We start from the raw sequence: 17,720 nt of genomic DNA on the forward strand, positions 1-17,720 counted from the left end.
TCCTGCCCGAAAAAATTGAGGTGCCTTATCACGCCGAGATCTCCTCACAATAGGGCTTTTCTCTTACGTGTTTTCGATGCGTACTTCCAGTGTATTGTTGGGTGAGTAGGCGGATGAGTCAAGAAGAGGCCCCACGCAGATAGCACGCTGCGTGGGGCCTCAAGAAACTCCGTTAGCCATGTGACGCAAGGTCCGGCGCGTCTGCTTACGGAGGTGTTCCTATCAGTCTGTTCAAAATCCTCGCCATCCTTGCTCAAGTCCCTGCATGTGGTCGACATACGGCCCTGATTCCTTCTTGCGCCTCTCCTGCGAGCATTTTGAGCAGTCTGATAAGCCGGGCAGGATAAACCCGGGGCGGGTGAGGTGCCCCGCCCCGGGTGTTAGTGTGTTTCAGTACGATTTCGCCATACTCTGGCCGGACCCCGACCTTCATTCATATCAATGAGTTCGGTATCTGGTGCGTTGTACGGCTTTCCTCTTGTCGCCCTAGTACAAACCTTCAGGGTGGCAGGAGGAGTTTGCACAACCCGTCATGTCCTTGTCGCCAGAGAATTCTTCCTCATGGCAGGAGAGACAGGAGGTCCGTCCCGGGTTCTTCACATGCATCGCACGGAAGTAGGACTTGGGACCCTGGGCGTCGGGCGCGGTGTCGGTGTGACAGTTCGCGCAGGACTCGGGTTCGTCCTTGACCGTGTTTTTATGGTGACAGGTGAAGCAATCGATACCTTCATGACTGGAATGGTTGAAGACCACTCCCAGGTCACGCTTGCTGTTTCCCTTGATGACATTGATCTCAAGGTCATCGTCAGGAGCATCGATGGACGACACCAGTTCTGACTGGGCAAAGGCCAACACTGCGGTAAGACAAACACACAGCAGGGACATGATGAATGCTTTTTTCATGATATTTCCTTTATGTATGCTTGGTTACGCTTTTGCCTTGGAAGCGAAACGGCCGACGAGCAACTCGCGGCGGTTGACGCCTCCCTTGGCCAAAGCCTTTTTCGCCAGCTTGCTGCCATCGGCTGATGCGAGCAGGTTGCCGTTATAGCTTTCCGGCGGAGCGGCGCACAAGTAGATGACTCGAACAGACTCGGGGTCTGCCAGGTAGGCATCAGGGTTGGTCTTCTTGACTTCCGCCAGGCGTTTTTCCGCAAGCGCGAGCATGTCCTCACGGTTGCCGAAGTTCATGGTGCCGGTGGGGCAACTCTGAACACAGGCGGGCAGACGGCCGACTTGCACACGGTCCAGGCACATGTCGCACTTGAACCATTCTCCGCTTTTTTCGTCCATGCGAGGCACGTTGTACGGGCACAGCTCTTCACTGGTCACTTTCGCGCCAATGCCTGCCGTGCGGCTGTTCATGACAACGGCCCCGGTGTCGGCGTCCTGCTTGATGCCTTCATTGCAGTACATGTTTCCAATGTACTTGCAGGGAGGCTCAAGGCAGTGACGGCACTGCTCCGGGAAGAAGTACCACTGCAGCTTGCCTTCGGCATCACGGTCTTCGTTGAAACGGACAAGACGGATGGTCTGAAAGGACAAGTCCTGCGGGTTCTGGTGGGAGCCGACATTGCGGGTTTTTTCAGCAGGGAGGTTCTTCCACTGCTTACAGGCAACCTGGCAACCACGGCACGCGGTACAAAGGGTCAAATCAACAAAAAAGCTTTTGCCGTTCATTATTTATCCCCTTCCTTCCACTTGCGCAGGTTGACCATGAACGCCTTGTATTCGGGAATACCGGTGTTCGGATCGCCAACGTTGGGTGTTACAATGTTTGCGGAGTCGCCACCGTCGACAGGCATTACCCAGCCGTAGTGCCAGGGCATGCCCACCATATGAACGTCATTGCCGTCGATCTTGTACGGCTGGATGCGTTCGGTGACCATTGCGATTGCCCATAGGGAACCACGGACGCTTTCGATGGTGACTTTTTCACCGTTCTTGATGCCGCGAAGTTCAGCCAGTTGCGGGCTGATCTCGACAAACATCTGCGGTTCGGCTTCCACCAGCCAGTCGCACCAGCGGGTCATGGACCCTGTCTGCCAGTGCTCGGTCAGGCGGTAGGTGGTACCGACGAACGGGTAGCGCGGATCGCAAACAGCCTTCTCTTCTCCCTTGATCTGAACCGCAGTCGGGTTGTGGAGCGTGCTCGAGAAGGGATGTTCTTTGACGGGACATTCCAAGGGCTCGTAGTACTCGGGCAGCGGTCCATCAGCGCGGCCGGGGCCAAAGAGCTGGCCGAAGCCGTGCTTGCGCATGATGAACGGATGCTTGGTGCCGGGAGCCCAGCCGCCGTCGGGAACGTCGCCTTCCCATTTCTTGCCGTTCCATTCGATAACGGTTCGTTCCGGGTTCCAGGGCTTGCCCTGTAAATCGACGGATGCCCTGTTGTAGAGGATGCGTCGGTTGACGGGCCAGCACCAGGTCCAGTTCGGGAACAAGCCGATCTTCTCCTGCAGAGGAGTCTGAGCGGCGTTGTGGCGTTCGGCCTTGTTCTCCGTGTCACTCACGGAGTTGCAGTAGAGCCAGTTGCCGGATGTGGTGGAGCCGTCGTCCTGGAGGTAGGCAAAGCTCGGGACCTGCTGTCCCTTCTTGAACTCCTTGCCCTTGATCACAGTGTCCTTGGTGAACCAGCCGTTGATGAGCCTTGCAGTCTGCTGTGCGCTGAACTCCATGTGACCATGGTCATTCTTCACACACATATTTTCAAAGCTCAGGCGGGTGATCGGTTCGGGGTAGGCTCCGCCTTCTTTCTCATACAGTTCGACCATCTCTTCCCACAGTTCGTGGAAGTAGTGGCCGTCGGTGAGCACGCCGTCTTTGGGTTCCGGACCGGCATAGCGCCACTGCATCCAGCGGCCGGAGTTGGAAACCGAGCCTTCCTTTTCGATTGCGGTGGCGCAAGGAATGAAGAAGGTTTCGGTCTTGACCTTGCTCGGGTCCATTCCGGGACCTTTCCAGAAGCTGGAGGTTTCGCAGTCAAAGACGTTGACGTTCACCATCCAGTCGAGCTGGGCAATGGCCTTGCGGGTTTTCACGGAGTCGGAGCTGGAACATGCAGGGTTCATTCCCCAGATCCATGCGCCGGTGAATCCGCCATTGTACATGCGATCAATGAGCGGAATCCAGGAGTACTCGCTTGCCTTGTGGTTTTCCAACTTGGGCAGGTAGCTGTAGGCGTCCTTCGGATCGTCATCGGAGTACATGGCCTTGATCAGGCTGGCCGAGTACTTGGGATAGTTCTGCCACCAGTTCGCACTCATCGGGTCCTTGGTCACGGGCGCGAACTTCTTGTTGTACTGGTCAAGCGTGTCCAGTCCGGCAAGGGGGGTCGCGATGTATCCCGGGAGGATGTGGTAGAGGAGGGCGTAGTCGGTGGAGCCCTGAACGTTGCACTCGCCGCGCAGCGCGTTGACGCCGCCGCCGGCGATGCCGATGTTGCCGAGCAGGAGCTGGATCATGGCCATGGCGCGGATGTTCTGCACGCCTACGGAGTGCTGAGTCCAGCCCATCGCATACATGATGGTGCCTGCTTTTTTCGCAGTACCCGTCGCGGAATACAACTCGTAGAGTTCGGTCAGTTCTTCGGGAGAGATACCCGACATTCTTGAGACCTTGTCCAGCGTATACCGTTCGTAGTGCTTCTTCACGATCTGGAAGACGCAACGCGGGTGTTGCAGGGATTTGTCCATCTTGGGGACGCCGTTGGCGTCGTTTTCGAATGCCCACTTTGACTTGTCATAAGAGGCAGTCTTCGGATCAAACCCGGAGAAGAGGCCATCCTCGAATCCGTAATCCTTGCCAACGATGAAAGACGCGTTGGTGTAATCACGCATGTAATCGAGGAAATAGCGCTTATTATCGATAATAAACTTAATCATACCGCCGAGAACGGCGATATCAGAGCCGGAACGAAGCGCATAGTACTTGTCGGAACGTGCGGACGTACGAGTGTACCGCGGATCAACATGGATGATCTTTCCGCCCTTGGCTTGCGCTTTCAATGCCCATTTGAAGGAAATGGGATGGTTTTCGGCAGCATTGCTGCCCATAATCAAAATACAATCACTGTTCTGTAAATCATTCCAGTGGTTGGTCATCGCACCGCGTCCGAACGACTCTCCCAGAGCCGCAACAGTTGCGCTGTGTCAGATACGAGCCTGATGTTCGAGGTATACGATTCCCTGGGCACGCATGAATGCGTGCATTGCGTAACACTCTTCGTTGTCCAGCGCTGCGGAGCCGAGGGAGGCTACGCCCATGTTGCGGTTGACAACCTGACCTTTGTCGTTCTTTTCCTGGAAGGATTTATCACGGGATTCTTTTGCAAGCTTGGCGATGCGTTTTTTGCACCAGTCCCAGCTTTTTTCTTCCCATTCTCCGGAGTAGGGGGCGCGGTACAGGCACTTGCCGGTACGCAGCTTGTTTTCGGTCATCTGGATGGAGCTTGCGCCCTTTGCACAGAGAGAGCCTTCGTTGATGGGGTGGTCGGGGTTACCTTCCACGTTGATGGCTCTTTTGGTCTCCAAAGAAGTAGTGACTACCAACCCGCAACCAACAGAGCAGTAGGCACAGACAGAAGTCGTTTCCTTGCTCCATTCGGGTTTCATTTGGGCAATCTTTGCGACCGCTGATTTCTTGCATCCCGCACCGAGGCCGGAAAAGGCCACGCTAAGAGCGGTTGCTGAAGACAGCTTCACAAAGTCACGGCGATTAAGTTTCATTCCGTAATCCTTGATGTGTTGTTATCGTCCACGAATCTCACAGCCGAGCACTGTAAGGAGCCTGTAACCGGAGAGCGCCACAGGAGGCTCATGAAGAGCCATGTCGTCGCCAAAAGAGGCTGGAGCCCAGGTTACGACCTGGACATGCAGCGTTTCGGCATACTCCTCACACGCTTCAAGAGACACACCAAGCCCTCCAAAAGGAAGATCAGCTGTGCTCCGCGCTGTTGTGGGTTTTTCGTCGAGTGCCATACTGCACCTCCATAACCATTGCTTTCGCACTCCATGTGCGAAAGGCATTGATGGATATGAAGAATTCGGGAGGGCGGCAAAGGGAAACGACTTTCCCGAGGTTAAGCACTATCTTTTGTTGTGCTTAACCCGACGTGATGTCTGGGTTCTTTGGAGTAAGCATTTGGAGGGGGATGGGAGGTTGAGGAAGCTGATTGAATTGGCGTGGGGTGGATTCGCTCTGGCAATCGCTTCGGACGCACCGCAGGGAAAGGATTTTCCCTGCTATCGACCAAGGCATCGCCAATTGTCTCGTCTCCGGCGCCTGGATTCGTAGTGCCTTTTTTCGAGTTATCCGTTGTGGGAAAGGCTCAGGTCCGATTCAATTGCAACCGGAGGCACTGGTTACCCTTTTTGTCCTTTAAACAAAGGATTCCTGTTCATGGGGCACACTTCGACCTGGCATTTCTTGCAGATGCGGCCCACCAGTCCAAGGGTAAACCCGGCGTTCAAAGCAAGGTAGATCACGAGCAGTGTGGTATCCGCGGCAAGCCAGTATATGGGGATGCCTGCGGTCCCTAGTACGGCAAACAGGACGATGAGCAACTCGCCTGTGCTGAGTGCGCCCTTTTTGGGAATGACGAAGTTTTTTACCAGTGATGCCGGCACGAACAGGCAGTCGTCGGCAACGAAAAGATGCGGACAGCGAGAACAGACGGTATGGCGCATGAGCATGAAATAGCTGATCAGTGCATATGCCACATACGCCACGGCCAGCACCAGGCTTGTCTTGGCAATGCCATATGCCCCCAGAAGGGCGGACACATAGAAGAGTGTCCGCAGGATCAGTTTTTCTCCCGAGCCGAAAGTGCAAACATTCTCGCAGGAGATGTGGGATGGCTTCTTATCCATGATGGTTGCTCCTTCTGATGTTTTTTACTTAGCATTCGTATTGATTATGTAGTGAAATCCGGCATTTAAGCTGCTCGAAAATGCGCATGAGGCCGTATCGGGTTCGATCGAGGAAGAGGATATCGGGGTTCATGATGAAATACTTGCGGTACTTGAACATGGAGCGGATAGCCTCTTTGCCTTCCTTGATATATGCGGGGTGGGCATTGAAGTCGAAGTACTCTTCTTCGAACATGCGCCCAAGCCACTTGCCGAAGGTGTAGGCGCATTCGTGGATGGCCTCTTCCGTCTTTCGGTCGAGGTCCCCGTTGACCATTTCCATCTCTCTCAGGGCTTCGAAATATTTTTCCTTGGATCCCTGCATGATAATCTTGGGCAGCCGCTGGTACTGCCGGACGAAATCGGGTGTGAAACGTTTTATGCAGCCAAAATCAACCAGGCCGATGGTCAGATCTTCACCAATGAGGTAGTTCCCCGGGTTTGGATCGGCATGGATGCAATTCAGTTCATAGAAACTGTGCAGAAAGATGTTGTTGAGATCTTGGGCCACCGAATCACGGGCCTCTTGAGATGGGCCAGTTGCAAGCCAGTGGTTCAGTGCCTGTCCCTCCAGAAAAGACATACATAGGACGCTCTCTGTGCAGAGGTCTTCGTGGACCTGCGGCATTCTGACGTCTTCCAGGCACAGATTGTCGTGGAAGAAGCGGATGTTCGCGGCCTCTGCCAGGTAGTCGGTTTCCTCGATGAGCCGGTTTTGGATTTCATGTATGGCCGGTTCCAAGGCCTTGTTGCCGGCAAAGGGCTTCAACAATCCGCGCAAGAGTCGGATGTCATCCCAAATCGTTCGGCGAATGGCAGGGTATTGAATCTTCAGAGCAAGCGGTTTGCGGTCAAAGCTCATGGCCCGGTGGACCTGTCCGAGGCTTGCTGCGGCAAAGGCCGTGGAGTCGAACGAGGCGAACACCTTCTCGGGTTGCTCACCATACGCGGTGGATAGGACCTTGCGGGCCAGGGACCGGTTCATGGGTGGGACGTCCGTGTAGGACTTCTCCAGTTCCCGCCTTATCTCCGGCGGGAAGATGTCCAGTTCCAGGCTCAGCATCTGGGCGATCTTGAGGGCCGTTCCCTTGAGGCGGCACAAACCCGCGAACAGATCCTCCGCGCACTTTTCTGACATTGATCGCCGCGCTTCGTCCCTGTCCTCCGCCGCAATAAATGGTTTCCTTGCGGTGTACTTGAGGTAGTTCCCACCTATGCGCGCGGCCGTGCCGCCGTATGCGATTCCCCGGGCGAGGCGTCCCTTGGGCGTTTCATCGCGTGACGTCATGGCTCATGAACTCGTCTTTAAGGCGATTGAATGTGTCCCGCTCTTCCATGATCATTTCGACCCGACTCAGGATGTGGGACTTGAACATGAACGAAGCCAGACTGGTGATCTTGTCCAGTACTCCAGCCTTGAGCATGGTGTAGCCCAGGTCGAGACTTTTATCGATGAACACGGTCGTGTTCGTGAATTGCTCGGAATCGTCCCTGAGCCAATATAGCGTCACAGCCACGAAATAGTCCCAGATGCAGTGATAGACCAGTTCCTTGAGCATCAGGTCAGGCAGCTCACCGGATTCGACCGCTGCTTCGAATTGCTCCTTTACGATATCCAGAAAGCGCGAGCGGATGGCCCGCATCCCCTTGTCCACAGGGATTGGACGGAAAAAGACAGAGGAAAAGGTCTCGTCAACGAATTCCCGATCACCGAGATAGCCTTCCAGAATGGTCTCCATCAGCAACTGGAGGCGTTCGCGAAGGTCAAACTGATCGTAGTCTTCCACCTTTGCCATCGACCTCTCCGCTGTGTCCAGGGCCTCCGAGTAATACCCGTGTATCAAGGATTCCTTGGTGGGGAAGTAGTTGTATATGGTCGCATCCCCTATCCCTGCCTTTCGGGCCACGGCCCGCATGGTCATGGATCGATACCCCTTCTCAATCATCAAATCCACGGCGGCGTCCAAAATGGCCCGTCTGTTTTCAGCTTTTTGTTTTACCCCGATCTTCATTGCGAACCTCGTTTGCTATCTATTAAAATCATTTTTTATGATTTTTATGTATAGCAATTTCACAATAGGGTCAACCCGGTTCTGCCGTTGTCGAGAATTCTTCACAAAGAACGCCAGGAGAGCCTGCCTTTGGCTGGGAATGTCGAGATGTAGTAAAGACCTTGGTCGTCTGGTGGGGGGGCGGTGTGGCTAAGATGGGGTGTCTATGATGACGAAATTATTGGGTTAAGAAAATCAGTCCGATTTCTCCGAATCGATTCGGTGCCCATCGAAGTGAAAAGTAAAAGCCCCGCAATGACATGAGTCGTTGCGGGGCTGGGCTGTCCTGAGAGCCAGGGGTGTAATTAAAGGGAGCGCTAACGATCCGCTCCATTTCTTATGGGTTCCTAATACAACCCGCCCATGTTGATCGCCGTGTGGAGCGTGTCGGCAAAGAATCCGGCACGGCCGATCAGTTCGCCGGCGAGGGCAAGGAACGGGAGCCAAACGGGGATGCTCTTCGTCTTCCAGATGACGGCCAGGCAGGCCGCCAGGATGCCGATGTGCGCCCAGTAGAAGCCTGAAGCGAACCAGGCTTCACCGGTCATGCGCATGACTGTCCCGCCGGAGGCCCAGACGCAGGGCGCGATCAGATAGAGGACGAGGCCGACCACGAGCGCACTGGTGAAGATGCGGGCCATGAGAGGCTGCCGTTCCGGGCTGGCGAACCACCCCCCGAACCCGGCACCGAGGATGACGGCGGAGGTCAGGAAGAAGGCGGCGGGCAGGGCGTTGTTCAGCGCGGGCAGTGCCGGGGGCGCATAGGTCATGCCTGCGGAGGAGATCAGGCCGAGGCCAAGGGCCGCGCCGATCCAGGCCGGGGCGGATTTGGCGGCGACTCCGGCAGAGAGCACGGCGATGGCGGCCACGCCCATGAAGAGGCCCGCGAAGAGCACCTCGCGGCTGAGCCAGGCGGTACCAAGATGCACCAGCGCCCTGGGAGCGCCTGTCGGATGGCCGAGGTGAAACAGGGAACCGAGCAGGCCAAGGGCCATAAGCCCGGCGATCATGAGCCACTCCTTCCTGGCGTCGGTGTCCGGGGTGCCGGACACGGTGCGCACGGCGCGCATCATGGTCAGGCCGATGGCGGCCTGGGACAGGACGGTGAAAACGACAAGTGGGAATTCCATGGACTGCATGTCTACCTCCTCACCATCTTCGGCATTTTGGGCAGGATGAAGCGGGTAGACGGATTGAGCCGCTCCATTTTGGGATATCCCGCCGGGTATTGGATCTGGTTCGTCTGCTGCTTGGTCGCCAGATCGATCAATTGCAGGGCCTTGGTGGGGCAGGCCTGCACACAGGCCGGTTTCAGGTCCGCGTCGAGCCGTTCATGGCAGAGGCTGCATTTCTCGGCCCGCTTCTCCTCGGGGTTGTACTTGGGTGCACCGTAGGGACAGGATCGGATGCAGTTGCCGCAGCCGATGCATTTCTCCTGGTGATGGACGACCACGCCGTCCTCTTCACGCTTGGTGTAGGCGTTGACCGGGCATACGTTGAGACATTCCGGGTTTTCGCAGTGATTGCAGGACAGGGAAAGGAACGCACGCTCACGGTGCGGATAGATTTCCTCGGACAGGGGGTAGACCTGTCGCCAAACAACGCCTTCCACCTGGTGATAGTAGTTCCGGCAGGCCATGGCGCAGGTGAAGCAGCCGATGCACAGCTCGGTATCAACCAAAAACGCGTATTGTTTTTTCATTGTCATACTCCTTAGGCCCTTTCGATGTCGGCGAACTGGTCATGGATGGCCACGCCGGGGGCGCCGGCCTTGTACGCGCCCATGTCGGCGGATTCGTCGTCAACAAGGTTCTGGACGTTGAAGTCCGAGCCCCTGCCGAACCAGGCCTCGTAGATGAGCAGGCAGTCCTCGGCCACATTGTCGGTCAGCTTGACCCGGGCCTTCTGCTCGCCCACCTTGTTGAAGACGCGGACCATGTCGAGGTCGGTGATGCCCTTCCCGGCCGCGGCCTTGGGATGCATGTAGACGAACGGCTCCTTGTTGTATTCCTTCATCCAGTCAAGGTTGACGAACTGGGAATGGATGCCGAACTTGGTGTGGGGCGTGAGCAGGCGGAACTTGTCGTAGCTCTTCCGGCCTTCCTTGAATTCCGGCAGCGCCTTGTGGCCATGCTCGGCGCACAGGTCCGACCTGAACTCGTACTTGCCGGATGGGGTGCCGAATTTCATATCGTGCCAGGAAGCGGAGGACGCGAGCTTGGCCTTGGCCGGACCTTTTTGCAGGTCGGTCCAGTCGTTGATGCCGAAGAGATCGTGGATTCCCTGGTTGAATTCCTTGGCCATCCATTCCTTGCCGTCGATTTCGGTGGGCAATGTGCAGGAGCCGGGGGAGAGCTCGTTCATCTTCTTGGATAGCGCTGCTCCGATCTCGAGGTTGGATTTGGCCTCGTGCAGGGGCTTGATGGCCTGCTCGTTTATGCTCAGCCAGTAGTGCCAATACGAGGCGTTCACGGTCCATTCCTCGAACAGGGTGGTGACCGGCAGGACGATGTCCGAGTTGGCCACGGTCTCGTTGAAGAACTGGTCCACGGTGACGACCATCTCCAGCGTGTCGAACGCCTTTTGCAGTTTCGGCCGGTCGAAATCCTGCCCGAACGGGTTCTTGCAGGAGACCCACAACATCCGGATGGCCGGGTCCTTGGTGTCCAGAATGGCCTGGGCTGTCTTGTTGATGTTGACGGTCCGGTCGGAGTAGTTCGTCTTCTGGTCGGCAGTCAGGTCGAATTCGCCCTTGGCCGCTGCGCCGACAAAGCCCACCGACCCTTCCGGCTGCTTCTGGATGAAGGCGTTGTAGTTGAAGCCCCAGGTTTGCAGGTGGCCATAGCGGGCGCCGCCGCCTTCCTTGCCGATGTTGCCGGTCATGGCGACCAGGGCGTCGATGGAGCGGACGGACGCGCCTCCGTTGGTGTGGCGCTGCATGCCGTAGCCGATCCAGATGGTGGCCGGATCGGCGGTGGCGAACTCCTCGGCCACTTCCCTGATCTCCTGCGCCGGGATGCCGCTCTGCTCGGCGGCCCATTCGACGGTAACGTTTTTTCGCAGATAGTCGGCGAATTCGTTGAAGCCATGGGCATGGCTCTCGACGAAGTCCTTGTTGACCAATCCCTTGTCCAGGATGTGCCGCGCCATGCCGAGGGCCAGCGCGCCGTCACTGGCGGTCTTGGGCTGCCAGTATACATCGCCCTTGGCTGCCGTCTGGGTAAAGACCGGGTCGATGACCACGACCTTGGCCCCTCGGCGTTTGGCCTCCTGGATGAACTTCATGGTGTGCACGGAGCACCAGGCGGGGTTCGCGCCCCAGACGATGACGTATCGGGCCTTGACCATGTCTTCGGGATCGTTGCACCACATGTTGCCCATGTCGTAGTTCTGGGCATCAATGCCGGCGGGCCAGCAGGGCGTGCCCACGAAACGGGTGGTGTATCCCAGAGAGGACATCAACCCCTCGACTCCGTAGTTGGTGATGCCGAAGTTGCCGGAATACTTTGTCATGCCAAGACCAAGCAGACTGCCGTCCTGTTTCTTGAGTTCCAGGATTTTCTTGGCGATCATGTCCATGGCTTCATCCCAGGAAACGCGGCGCCACTTGCCTGTGCGGCGGCCGTCCTGGACCATGGGATATTTGACGCGGTCCGGGCTGTAGGGGCGGCGGGTGTAGGAATACCCCTTCACGCACAGGCCGCCGTCGGTGAACGTCGATTCGGGCGCGCCCTCGACGAACTGGAGGACGCCGTCCTTGACGTAGCTCTTGATGCTACAGGTGTCGTAACAGTTTCGGGGGCAGGCGTTGCGGAACACCTGGAATTCGTCCGGGTTGAACGCAGCCGCCTGGGCGGTGCCGGGTACCAGCAGCCGACAGGGCAGCATGGCGGCCGCACCGGCCGCCGTCATGCCTTTCAGAAACCGCCGCCTGCTCAGGGTCTGTTTTTTACTAGCCATATTCTCCTCCTCTCAATCTCCGTTGAAAGTTTCCTCTACGATTTAATGAGTCCGGCTTCAGCCTGTGCCGACTTGAGCCACCTGGTCAGGGCCTCCACCGCCAACATCACCGGCTCGCTGACGCCGGACTGTTCCTGCACTGCGGCGGCGAAGCATGGAATCCAGCCGTTCATGTGCTCGCCGATGAACCAGGCCTTGAGTCGCTCGACTGCTTCGTCCGCGTCTTTCTCGCAGCCGAGAGCCGTGACGGCGTCCAACTCGAAGGCGAGATGGTCGTCAGGCGTGGCGTTCATGTCGGGAACTTCGAGGCCGAGGGCGCGATACGCCTCCCGCACCTCAAGGGTTGCTTTTCCCATGAGCTGGGGTTTCTCCGCATAAGCAGAGGCATAGGGTGGAGCCGGGATGGCGGCAGGACCGACAAACAGACGGTTGAAGTCGTATTCGACTTCGCGCCAATCCGTTTCTCCGGTCATGGGCAGGTTGAAATGCCGACTGATGCCGGCTGATGCCGTGCGCAGGTCTTCGGCATCGACGGATGCGAAAAAGTCCCGCAGCGCGGACGCTTGTTCGGAAAAAATTACGTTATCCATGTGTAAAACACCTCCACATGCCAATATACAGATCTGACGATTAGTCAGTAGTATTTTTGAGAGGTGGGATAACAGACGGGAAAATGGGGATAGAATGGGTATGTGTGTCTACCCAATCAAAGGGGAACTCCCTGGGTCTTGAGATGAGCGTAGAGGCTTACACTCTTGCCATGCAGGCCGAGCTTGCGGCGAATGTTTTTTCTGTGAGTTTGCACGGTTTCGAGCGAAATGTTGAGGCTGCCCGCGATGTCCTTGGACGGGTACCCGGCTTGGATGAACTGGCACACGCGTGTTTCCATGTGGGTCAGTTTGAGCAGGAGCGGGTCGGTGGCTTTGCTGCCGGGGGCCAGCCGTGTCAGCTGATCCCTGACCACGGTGATGTATCCCTTGCGGATGGCGGCGTCTTCTTCGTTCTCTATCCTGTCCAGGGCGGGGATTACCTGGTTGTTCACCTTGGTGGAGACTTCCTTGAGCAGCTCGTCCCGTTCCTTGTCGATGCTCTGCAGCACATTGCGCAGAGTAATGTTCATCTCCTCGAGGTGTTCCTTTTCCTTGCGCAACGCCTCGGTCCGATCGGAAACCACCCGTTCCAGAGCCTCGCGCTGGGTGGCGTGGGCGGTGACGTTGGTCAGCATGATCATGTATTCGTCGCTGGCCATGCTGACATTGCCGATGGGCGTGATCTGCAGGCGGTACACCGAATCGTTGTCAAAGGGGCTCGTTTCGCACGAAATACCGATCGGATAGTACTTGAGCATATCTTCCATGGATTGCCCCTCCATGGACAGGGCTTCCCAGACGGGCCTGCCCAGAACGGTTTGATCCGAGGTTACCGCCTCCACCGCCTTGTTGACGTTTGTGACGATACCGCCGTTGTCCACCACGAGGATGAGGTCGGAGGTGGAGTCGAGGATGTTCTCGTAGCGGCATTTCTGCAACGTAAGGAGTCTGTTGGCTTCGTCCAGTTTCCGGGAAGCGATGTCGGGCAGGGTGCGGGTCCAGTCCCTGACGAAGAGCACCTCGAGTGCGTCGCCGTAGAGCTTGATGAACCGGCGGGCCTGCACCTTGCTTTCGTAAGACCCCTCCATTTTTTCTATGACGTCGATGAGGCTTTGGATGAAGGTTTTGAAACAGCCCAGGTACATATCGGCGGTGATGCCGCGCATGCGGTGCCGCCGTGCCGATTCGATCTGGCGCTGTCCCCAGTCATCCTCGTGTCGGATGAGCCAGGAGAAATCCGGGGCCGTGAACCCCTTATCCCAATGCTGCCGCATGGGTGCCAGAAAATCGCTGAGTGCCAACAGGCAGTCGTCCCGCTTGGCGGTCGTGTGCTCCAGATACCCGGCCTGCTCCATGCGGACGGACCAGCGTTCGAGGAAGAACGCCTCCTCGTCCACAAGCGATTCGATCATGTCCCAGTAATATTTTTGCTGCTCGCTTCGGCTCTTCATGGTGACTTTATCCTTTATACCCAGTGGCTACCCATATCTTGCAATATACGCCAACAGGGATATTATCAAGGCATGAATAGACACTTTCGGAACACAAACCTTCTGGTGCTCGGCTTTCTCTTGCTTCTCTGCTCGATTTCCTTCTCCGTCCCCGCCTTGGCGGCCGAGAGTGGAGTCGCATCCGATGCCGAGCTCGAGGTCAGCGGGGAGTTGCGGGTTGGCCAGCCTGTTACAGCCGCTTTCGATCTCAAGGGATACAGGATTTCCACGGGGGCATACGCGTCCATCAACGTGCGATTCGAGCAAAAGCCTGACGGTATCGATCCCAAGGTCAAAACCGGGTACCCGAAAACAATTCTGTTCTTCAACACTCCTGGCGCCTACCGCATCACTTTCATCCTCAATGAAGTCAGCAAGCCGAGCTGTGGTGGGGTGAACGCCAAGCCATTGCTGGAAAAAACCATCGAACTTCTGATCTCCGAATAGCTGCCAAGCGGCAGTGTCAGACGTTACGCCCGCCGACGAGAAGCTGATCTGGGCGCACTTCCTCCTCGGCGACTCCCACTGGTACGCCGCCGAGTTCGACGGCAAGGACACGTTCTTCGGCTACGCGGTCCTGAACGGCGACATGATGAACTCGGAGTGGGGATACTTCTCGCTGGCCGAGCTGACAGAACTCAGGGTGGGGCCGTTCGTGGTCTGCGTCGAGGACGGATGGCGGGTGCGTGAGTTTAAGGAGGTCATGTCGGAACGGCACGGAGGGGGATGGAATGGCTGACGGGTTCCGGCGGCACGAGTCAAAGATGCCCAGGCTAGGCGAGACAGATGGCGTCCCCCTCAAGGACAAGGAGATATGGTTGCACTTCTTCCGGTTAGAATCGGACTCTCACTGGATGGCGGCAGAGACCAACGGCAGGGGGCTGTACTTCGGCTGCGTCGTCCTGGGCGGCGACTTCGATGACGCCGAGTGGGCCTACTTCACCCTTGCCGAGATGGGGATCGCGCCGGGGTTGATGGTCCTGTGCCGCAAGGCCGTGAAGCGTTTCGAGGATGTTACTGTAGAAGTATGGAAGGGATCACCATAAAATATAAATCTAATGTGTTAATAGTGTATACGATGACATCAAATATTTCCTGGTCTTTGTCCTCAGAGCGTTGCCCAAAAGCTCTAGGGTTGGGAGAACTATTTGGATAGTGAAGAAAGAAGTTTTTTTGAAAGATTCATTGTCGCGGTGGTTTTGCGTTTAGCTGAGGTGTCTAGTAGTTTTTTTACCGTAGGATTGGCTGGTTGATATTGAGATAAATTATATTTTTCAACAAGACTAAACCAGCGATCCCTAGGTTTGTCATACCATGAAAGTTTTTCCAAAATACGCCCATCAGAAGGGAAGCATTGATTGAAAAAATAAGTCCATTGGCTTTCAGAGAGGCGATCTAAAATTGTCGTTGCGGAATGTTCAGCGCCCCATGAGTGGCCCCAGCTATTGCCCAAATAGACAGAGAATACAGCAGTCATGCATTTAGCAAAAGCGGGCTCTGGTATGGTTGATCCCATTGATGCTAATGCGGAAGTGGGGGCTGGCTCATTATGGAAATTGTTCATGCCATCATGTGCTGCGAGAATTTTATTAGCTGCACGCAAGAATGAATGTGAGCGTAAAGATTCTGGAACAAAATCGAATCCATTTACTTTGATGAGTGCCTTCTTAAGGCCGATGGTGGCAATCTCATTTCCTTCAGAATACACATTTCTATAGGTGTGTCCTACTTGCCACTTCTCTGAATTGCGTAGTTCCTGCCAGATGATAGGTAAAATGATATTAGTATTTCCTATCGCATGTTCAAGCTCTGCACTTTTAGCTGTTTTAAGCTTGGATAAAAGAATGCTTAATGTGGTTTTTTTATAAAAATATGGAGATGATTGTAGTACATCGATTTCAGGATCACTGATCTTAAATGTGTAGTTGGACATCCGGTCACGAAAACTAACAAACTCATCTGGTAGATCGGATTTTGGATGTCCTAATACGGCTTCGATTGAACTTCTAAGACAAAGGATGGCTTCTTGCTGATTCATTCCCTCGTCTTCAGCTAACTCTTGGTCTGAACTGGCGAAATGCATTACCGTATCTAAGCTATGTTTCAATCGCATAGCCTGCGTTTGATCTATGATGCCAAGCTCTTGAGCGAGAGTAATTGCTTCATGGGATGAAATGTCCTCGGCGGAGGACGATTCATCAAGATCAGGTCGATCAAGCATTTCGCCTATGAAATCCATGCCCAGCGAGGACAGTTGCCTCTTAAGATTCGTTAAAGCTTTGGTTAGTACGAAGGTACTAGCCATTTCATAACTTCCAGCTTCAAGTGCCTGGACAATCTGTTGGGAGTCACGTGGGCTTAGCTGCTTAGAATACGAAAGGAGCGCTACCGGTTCGTTTGCATTACGAGGGATCGCCAACGCTGATCCTGTGCCCCAAAGAGCAATTTCATTTTTGGCCATGATTATTCTACCTTACACTCGATGCTTCCGTCTTGTGACTTCATAAGAACTGCTTTCAATTGATTGGGGACTAATTCTGATAAACCTAAGTAAGTCCTCTTTCTGGCTCCACCATAGATTTGTTCCTCTTTGTCCTGATCATTAGTCGATTTGTAGAAAATTCCATAAGCAATAATATTACCAGCTGTGTCCAATAAGGTGATTCCATCACAGGATAGCATTCCGTCTAGTAGTAAAATTTGTGATTGCAGTATGTTGTGAGAGTCGATGTCATGAATTTTCTTAAATTCTTGAGCTTTATCTACTATTGAGAGAGGTTCCCGTAAAAAGATGCCTTTCGAAATCTCTTTAGGTACTTTGTTGCCATGCTTGACTATCGCAATCAGAGTTCCGTGGTTCGTTTTGAGTATCCTTTGCAATTCCCTTTTTAACAGGGCAGCGACCTCGTCCGCAATATCATCCACAACGTCACTGGCAGCTACGTCTATGAGGTTTCCAATTGGAATATCCGGATTTGTTATGTCCTTCTCCGGTGATAGCGATACAATTTTAGTGTTGCCGTGATTTCCCCCGATTAAAACCACGTTTTCAGATAGTTGCGTCGCATACACTATCGAAGTGTCGAGCTCTGGATCTAAAAATACGTCTGTGGTTGAAACCGAAAGAGGGTTTTGATTTGTCCAGATTAGGCCATATGATATTTTTTTGTCTGTTGAGTTGCGTTCTATGTATATAGCCCATCCGCCAATGGCGAGTGGAGCACATCTTTTTAAGGCTAGTTTGATGGAAGAGGCATCCAGTGTGCCAGAAGCAATAGGCAGAATCTTACCCGAAGCACTCACTTGACGCATAATCTCAATGTTTTCACAGAGGAAAACATCCGGAGTTAGGCTGTGTCCTTCTTCTTTATATGTAGCCAGTGAAGATATGAGTTGAACAATGGCATCATTTGTCAGGGCACAGGGGATATTTTCTGCGGTACAGAAATTATGGATCACTCCCTGCAGATATTCTTTAAAGCTGACCGTCGTCACTGTATCTCCACGTTTTGAGAATCCTATAAATAACTGTCATGTCAGGTGGTTGGCGTTAAAGAAGGTCCTTTTTCGTATATGACGATAGTTTTAAAGTTGTGCTAATTCAAGTTTTATTACTGAGATTGTTGTAAAAAGAATTTTTCGAGGTGTTCGAGTACGTCCCATGAAGCTGATGTAGATATACACCTCAACTACCCCAGGGTCTCCCCCTGTCCCCAAATG

Annotated in this window: 17 protein-coding genes; 3 read left to right on the plus strand and 14 right to left on the minus strand. The window is 54.6% G+C overall.

Annotated features, from left to right (window positions below; all coding sequences use genetic code 11):
• Positions 1-486: 486 nt before the first annotated feature.
• The 12 genes from GM415_RS10050 to GM415_RS10105 form a co-directional block, all read right to left on the minus strand.
• Positions 487-903, minus strand: a complete 417-nt coding sequence (locus tag GM415_RS10050; RefSeq protein WP_158947767.1) for a cytochrome c3 family protein — start codon at positions 901-903, stop codon at positions 487-489.
• Between the two features lie 24 nt (positions 904-927).
• A complete protein-coding gene (locus GM415_RS10055) occupies positions 928-1,680 on the minus strand; it encodes a 4Fe-4S dicluster domain-containing protein (protein WP_158947769.1) in 753 nt (250 codons plus the stop codon).
• Positions 1,680-4,727, minus strand: a complete 3,048-nt coding sequence (fdnG, locus tag GM415_RS10060) for a formate dehydrogenase-N subunit alpha (protein ID WP_158947771.1) — start codon at positions 4,725-4,727, stop codon at positions 1,680-1,682. Before fdnG ends, GM415_RS10055 begins: the two co-directional genes overlap by 1 nt.
• Before the next feature lie 21 nt (positions 4,728-4,748).
• A complete protein-coding gene (locus GM415_RS10065; RefSeq protein WP_158947773.1) occupies positions 4,749-4,979 on the minus strand; it encodes a hypothetical protein in 231 nt (76 codons plus the stop codon).
• Between the two features lie 384 nt (positions 4,980-5,363).
• Positions 5,364-5,870 (minus strand): hypothetical protein, encoded by a 507-nt coding sequence (locus GM415_RS10070; RefSeq protein ID WP_158947775.1) that lies wholly within the window; start codon positions 5,868-5,870, stop codon positions 5,364-5,366.
• A 28-nt stretch (positions 5,871-5,898) separates the two neighbouring features.
• A complete protein-coding gene (locus tag GM415_RS10075; protein WP_158947777.1) occupies positions 5,899-7,197 on the minus strand; it encodes an ABC1 kinase family protein in 1,299 nt (432 codons plus the stop codon).
• Positions 7,181-7,921 (minus strand): TetR/AcrR family transcriptional regulator, encoded by a 741-nt coding sequence (locus GM415_RS10080; RefSeq protein WP_158947779.1) that lies wholly within the window; start codon positions 7,919-7,921, stop codon positions 7,181-7,183. Before GM415_RS10080 ends, GM415_RS10075 begins: the two co-directional genes overlap by 17 nt.
• A 386-nt stretch (positions 7,922-8,307) precedes the next feature.
• On the minus strand, positions 8,308-9,099 hold the full coding sequence (locus GM415_RS10085; RefSeq protein WP_158947781.1) for a dimethyl sulfoxide reductase anchor subunit family protein: 792 nt from the start codon (positions 9,097-9,099) through the stop codon (positions 8,308-8,310).
• Between the two features lie 2 nt (positions 9,100-9,101).
• Entirely contained in the window at positions 9,102-9,662 is a 561-nt protein-coding gene (locus tag GM415_RS10090; RefSeq protein ID WP_158947783.1) for a 4Fe-4S dicluster domain-containing protein, read from the minus strand.
• A gap of 11 nt (positions 9,663-9,673) precedes the next feature.
• The gene (locus tag GM415_RS10095) at positions 9,674-11,920 is read right to left on the minus strand and encodes a molybdopterin-dependent oxidoreductase (protein ID WP_199244284.1); all 2,247 of its coding nucleotides are present in this window, start codon (positions 11,918-11,920) and stop codon (positions 9,674-9,676) included.
• Between the two features lie 35 nt (positions 11,921-11,955).
• A complete protein-coding gene (locus tag GM415_RS10100; RefSeq protein WP_158947785.1) occupies positions 11,956-12,510 on the minus strand; it encodes a molecular chaperone TorD family protein in 555 nt (184 codons plus the stop codon).
• A 116-nt stretch (positions 12,511-12,626) separates the two neighbouring features.
• Positions 12,627-13,961 (minus strand): LuxR family transcriptional regulator, encoded by a 1,335-nt coding sequence (locus tag GM415_RS10105; protein ID WP_158947787.1) that lies wholly within the window; start codon positions 13,959-13,961, stop codon positions 12,627-12,629.
• A 105-nt stretch (positions 13,962-14,066) separates the two neighbouring features.
• Here GM415_RS10105 and GM415_RS10110 point away from each other — a divergent pair, with 105 nt between their 5' ends.
• From GM415_RS10110 to GM415_RS10120, 3 genes are read left to right on the plus strand one after another with little or no spacing between them, the layout of a single operon-like run.
• Positions 14,067-14,447, plus strand: a complete 381-nt coding sequence (locus GM415_RS10110) for a hypothetical protein (RefSeq protein ID WP_158947789.1) — start codon at positions 14,067-14,069, stop codon at positions 14,445-14,447.
• Between the two features lie 13 nt (positions 14,448-14,460).
• The gene (locus tag GM415_RS10115; RefSeq protein WP_158947791.1) at positions 14,461-14,739 is read left to right on the plus strand and encodes a DUF2958 domain-containing protein; all 279 of its coding nucleotides are present in this window, start codon (positions 14,461-14,463) and stop codon (positions 14,737-14,739) included.
• Entirely contained in the window at positions 14,732-15,046 is a 315-nt protein-coding gene (locus tag GM415_RS10120; RefSeq protein ID WP_158947793.1) for a hypothetical protein, read from the plus strand. Before GM415_RS10115 ends, GM415_RS10120 begins: the two co-directional genes overlap by 8 nt.
• A gap of 98 nt (positions 15,047-15,144) precedes the next feature.
• On the opposite strand, the gene GM415_RS10125 is transcribed toward GM415_RS10120, so the two are convergent.
• Positions 15,145-16,461: a hypothetical protein gene (locus GM415_RS10125; RefSeq protein WP_158947795.1), complete on the minus strand. Its 1,317-nt coding sequence runs from the start codon at positions 16,459-16,461 to the stop codon at positions 15,145-15,147.
• A gap of 2 nt (positions 16,462-16,463) precedes the next feature.
• Positions 16,464-17,495, minus strand: a complete 1,032-nt coding sequence (locus tag GM415_RS10130; RefSeq protein WP_158947797.1) for a hypothetical protein — start codon at positions 17,493-17,495, stop codon at positions 16,464-16,466.
• Positions 17,496-17,720: the final 225 nt, after the last annotated feature.

It is taken from the genome of Pseudodesulfovibrio cashew (assembly GCF_009762795.1).
Lineage (GTDB): Bacteria > Desulfobacterota > Desulfovibrionia > Desulfovibrionales > Desulfovibrionaceae > Pseudodesulfovibrio > Pseudodesulfovibrio cashew.

Coding starts and splice junctions, on each gene's coding strand:
- GM415_RS10050 (WP_158947767.1), bottom strand. CDS start 903: ATGAAAAAAGCATTCATCATGTCCCTGCTGTGTGTTTGTCTTACCGCA.
- GM415_RS10055 (WP_158947769.1), bottom strand. CDS start 1,680: ATGAACGGCAAAAGCTTTTTTGTTGATTTGACCCTTTGTACCGCGTGC.
- GM415_RS10065 (WP_158947773.1), bottom strand. CDS start 4,979: ATGGCACTCGACGAAAAACCCACAACAGCGCGGAGCACAGCTGATCTT.
- GM415_RS10070 (WP_158947775.1), bottom strand. CDS start 5,870: ATGGATAAGAAGCCATCCCACATCTCCTGCGAGAATGTTTGCACTTTC.
- GM415_RS10075 (WP_158947777.1), bottom strand. CDS start 7,197: ATGACGTCACGCGATGAAACGCCCAAGGGACGCCTCGCCCGGGGAATC.
- GM415_RS10080 (WP_158947779.1), bottom strand. CDS start 7,921: ATGAAGATCGGGGTAAAACAAAAAGCTGAAAACAGACGGGCCATTTTG.
- GM415_RS10085 (WP_158947781.1), bottom strand. CDS start 9,099: ATGCAGTCCATGGAATTCCCACTTGTCGTTTTCACCGTCCTGTCCCAG.
- GM415_RS10090 (WP_158947783.1), bottom strand. CDS start 9,662: ATGAAAAAACAATACGCGTTTTTGGTTGATACCGAGCTGTGCATCGGC.
- GM415_RS10095 (WP_199244284.1), bottom strand. CDS start 11,920: ATGGCTAGTAAAAAACAGACCCTGAGCAGGCGGCGGTTTCTGAAAGGC.
- GM415_RS10100 (WP_158947785.1), bottom strand. CDS start 12,510: ATGGATAACGTAATTTTTTCCGAACAAGCGTCCGCGCTGCGGGACTTT.
- GM415_RS10105 (WP_158947787.1), bottom strand. CDS start 13,961: ATGAAGAGCCGAAGCGAGCAGCAAAAATATTACTGGGACATGATCGAA.
- GM415_RS10120 (WP_158947793.1), top strand. CDS start 14,732: ATGGCTGACGGGTTCCGGCGGCACGAGTCAAAGATGCCCAGGCTAGGC.
- GM415_RS10125 (WP_158947795.1), bottom strand. CDS start 16,461: ATGGCCAAAAATGAAATTGCTCTTTGGGGCACAGGATCAGCGTTGGCG.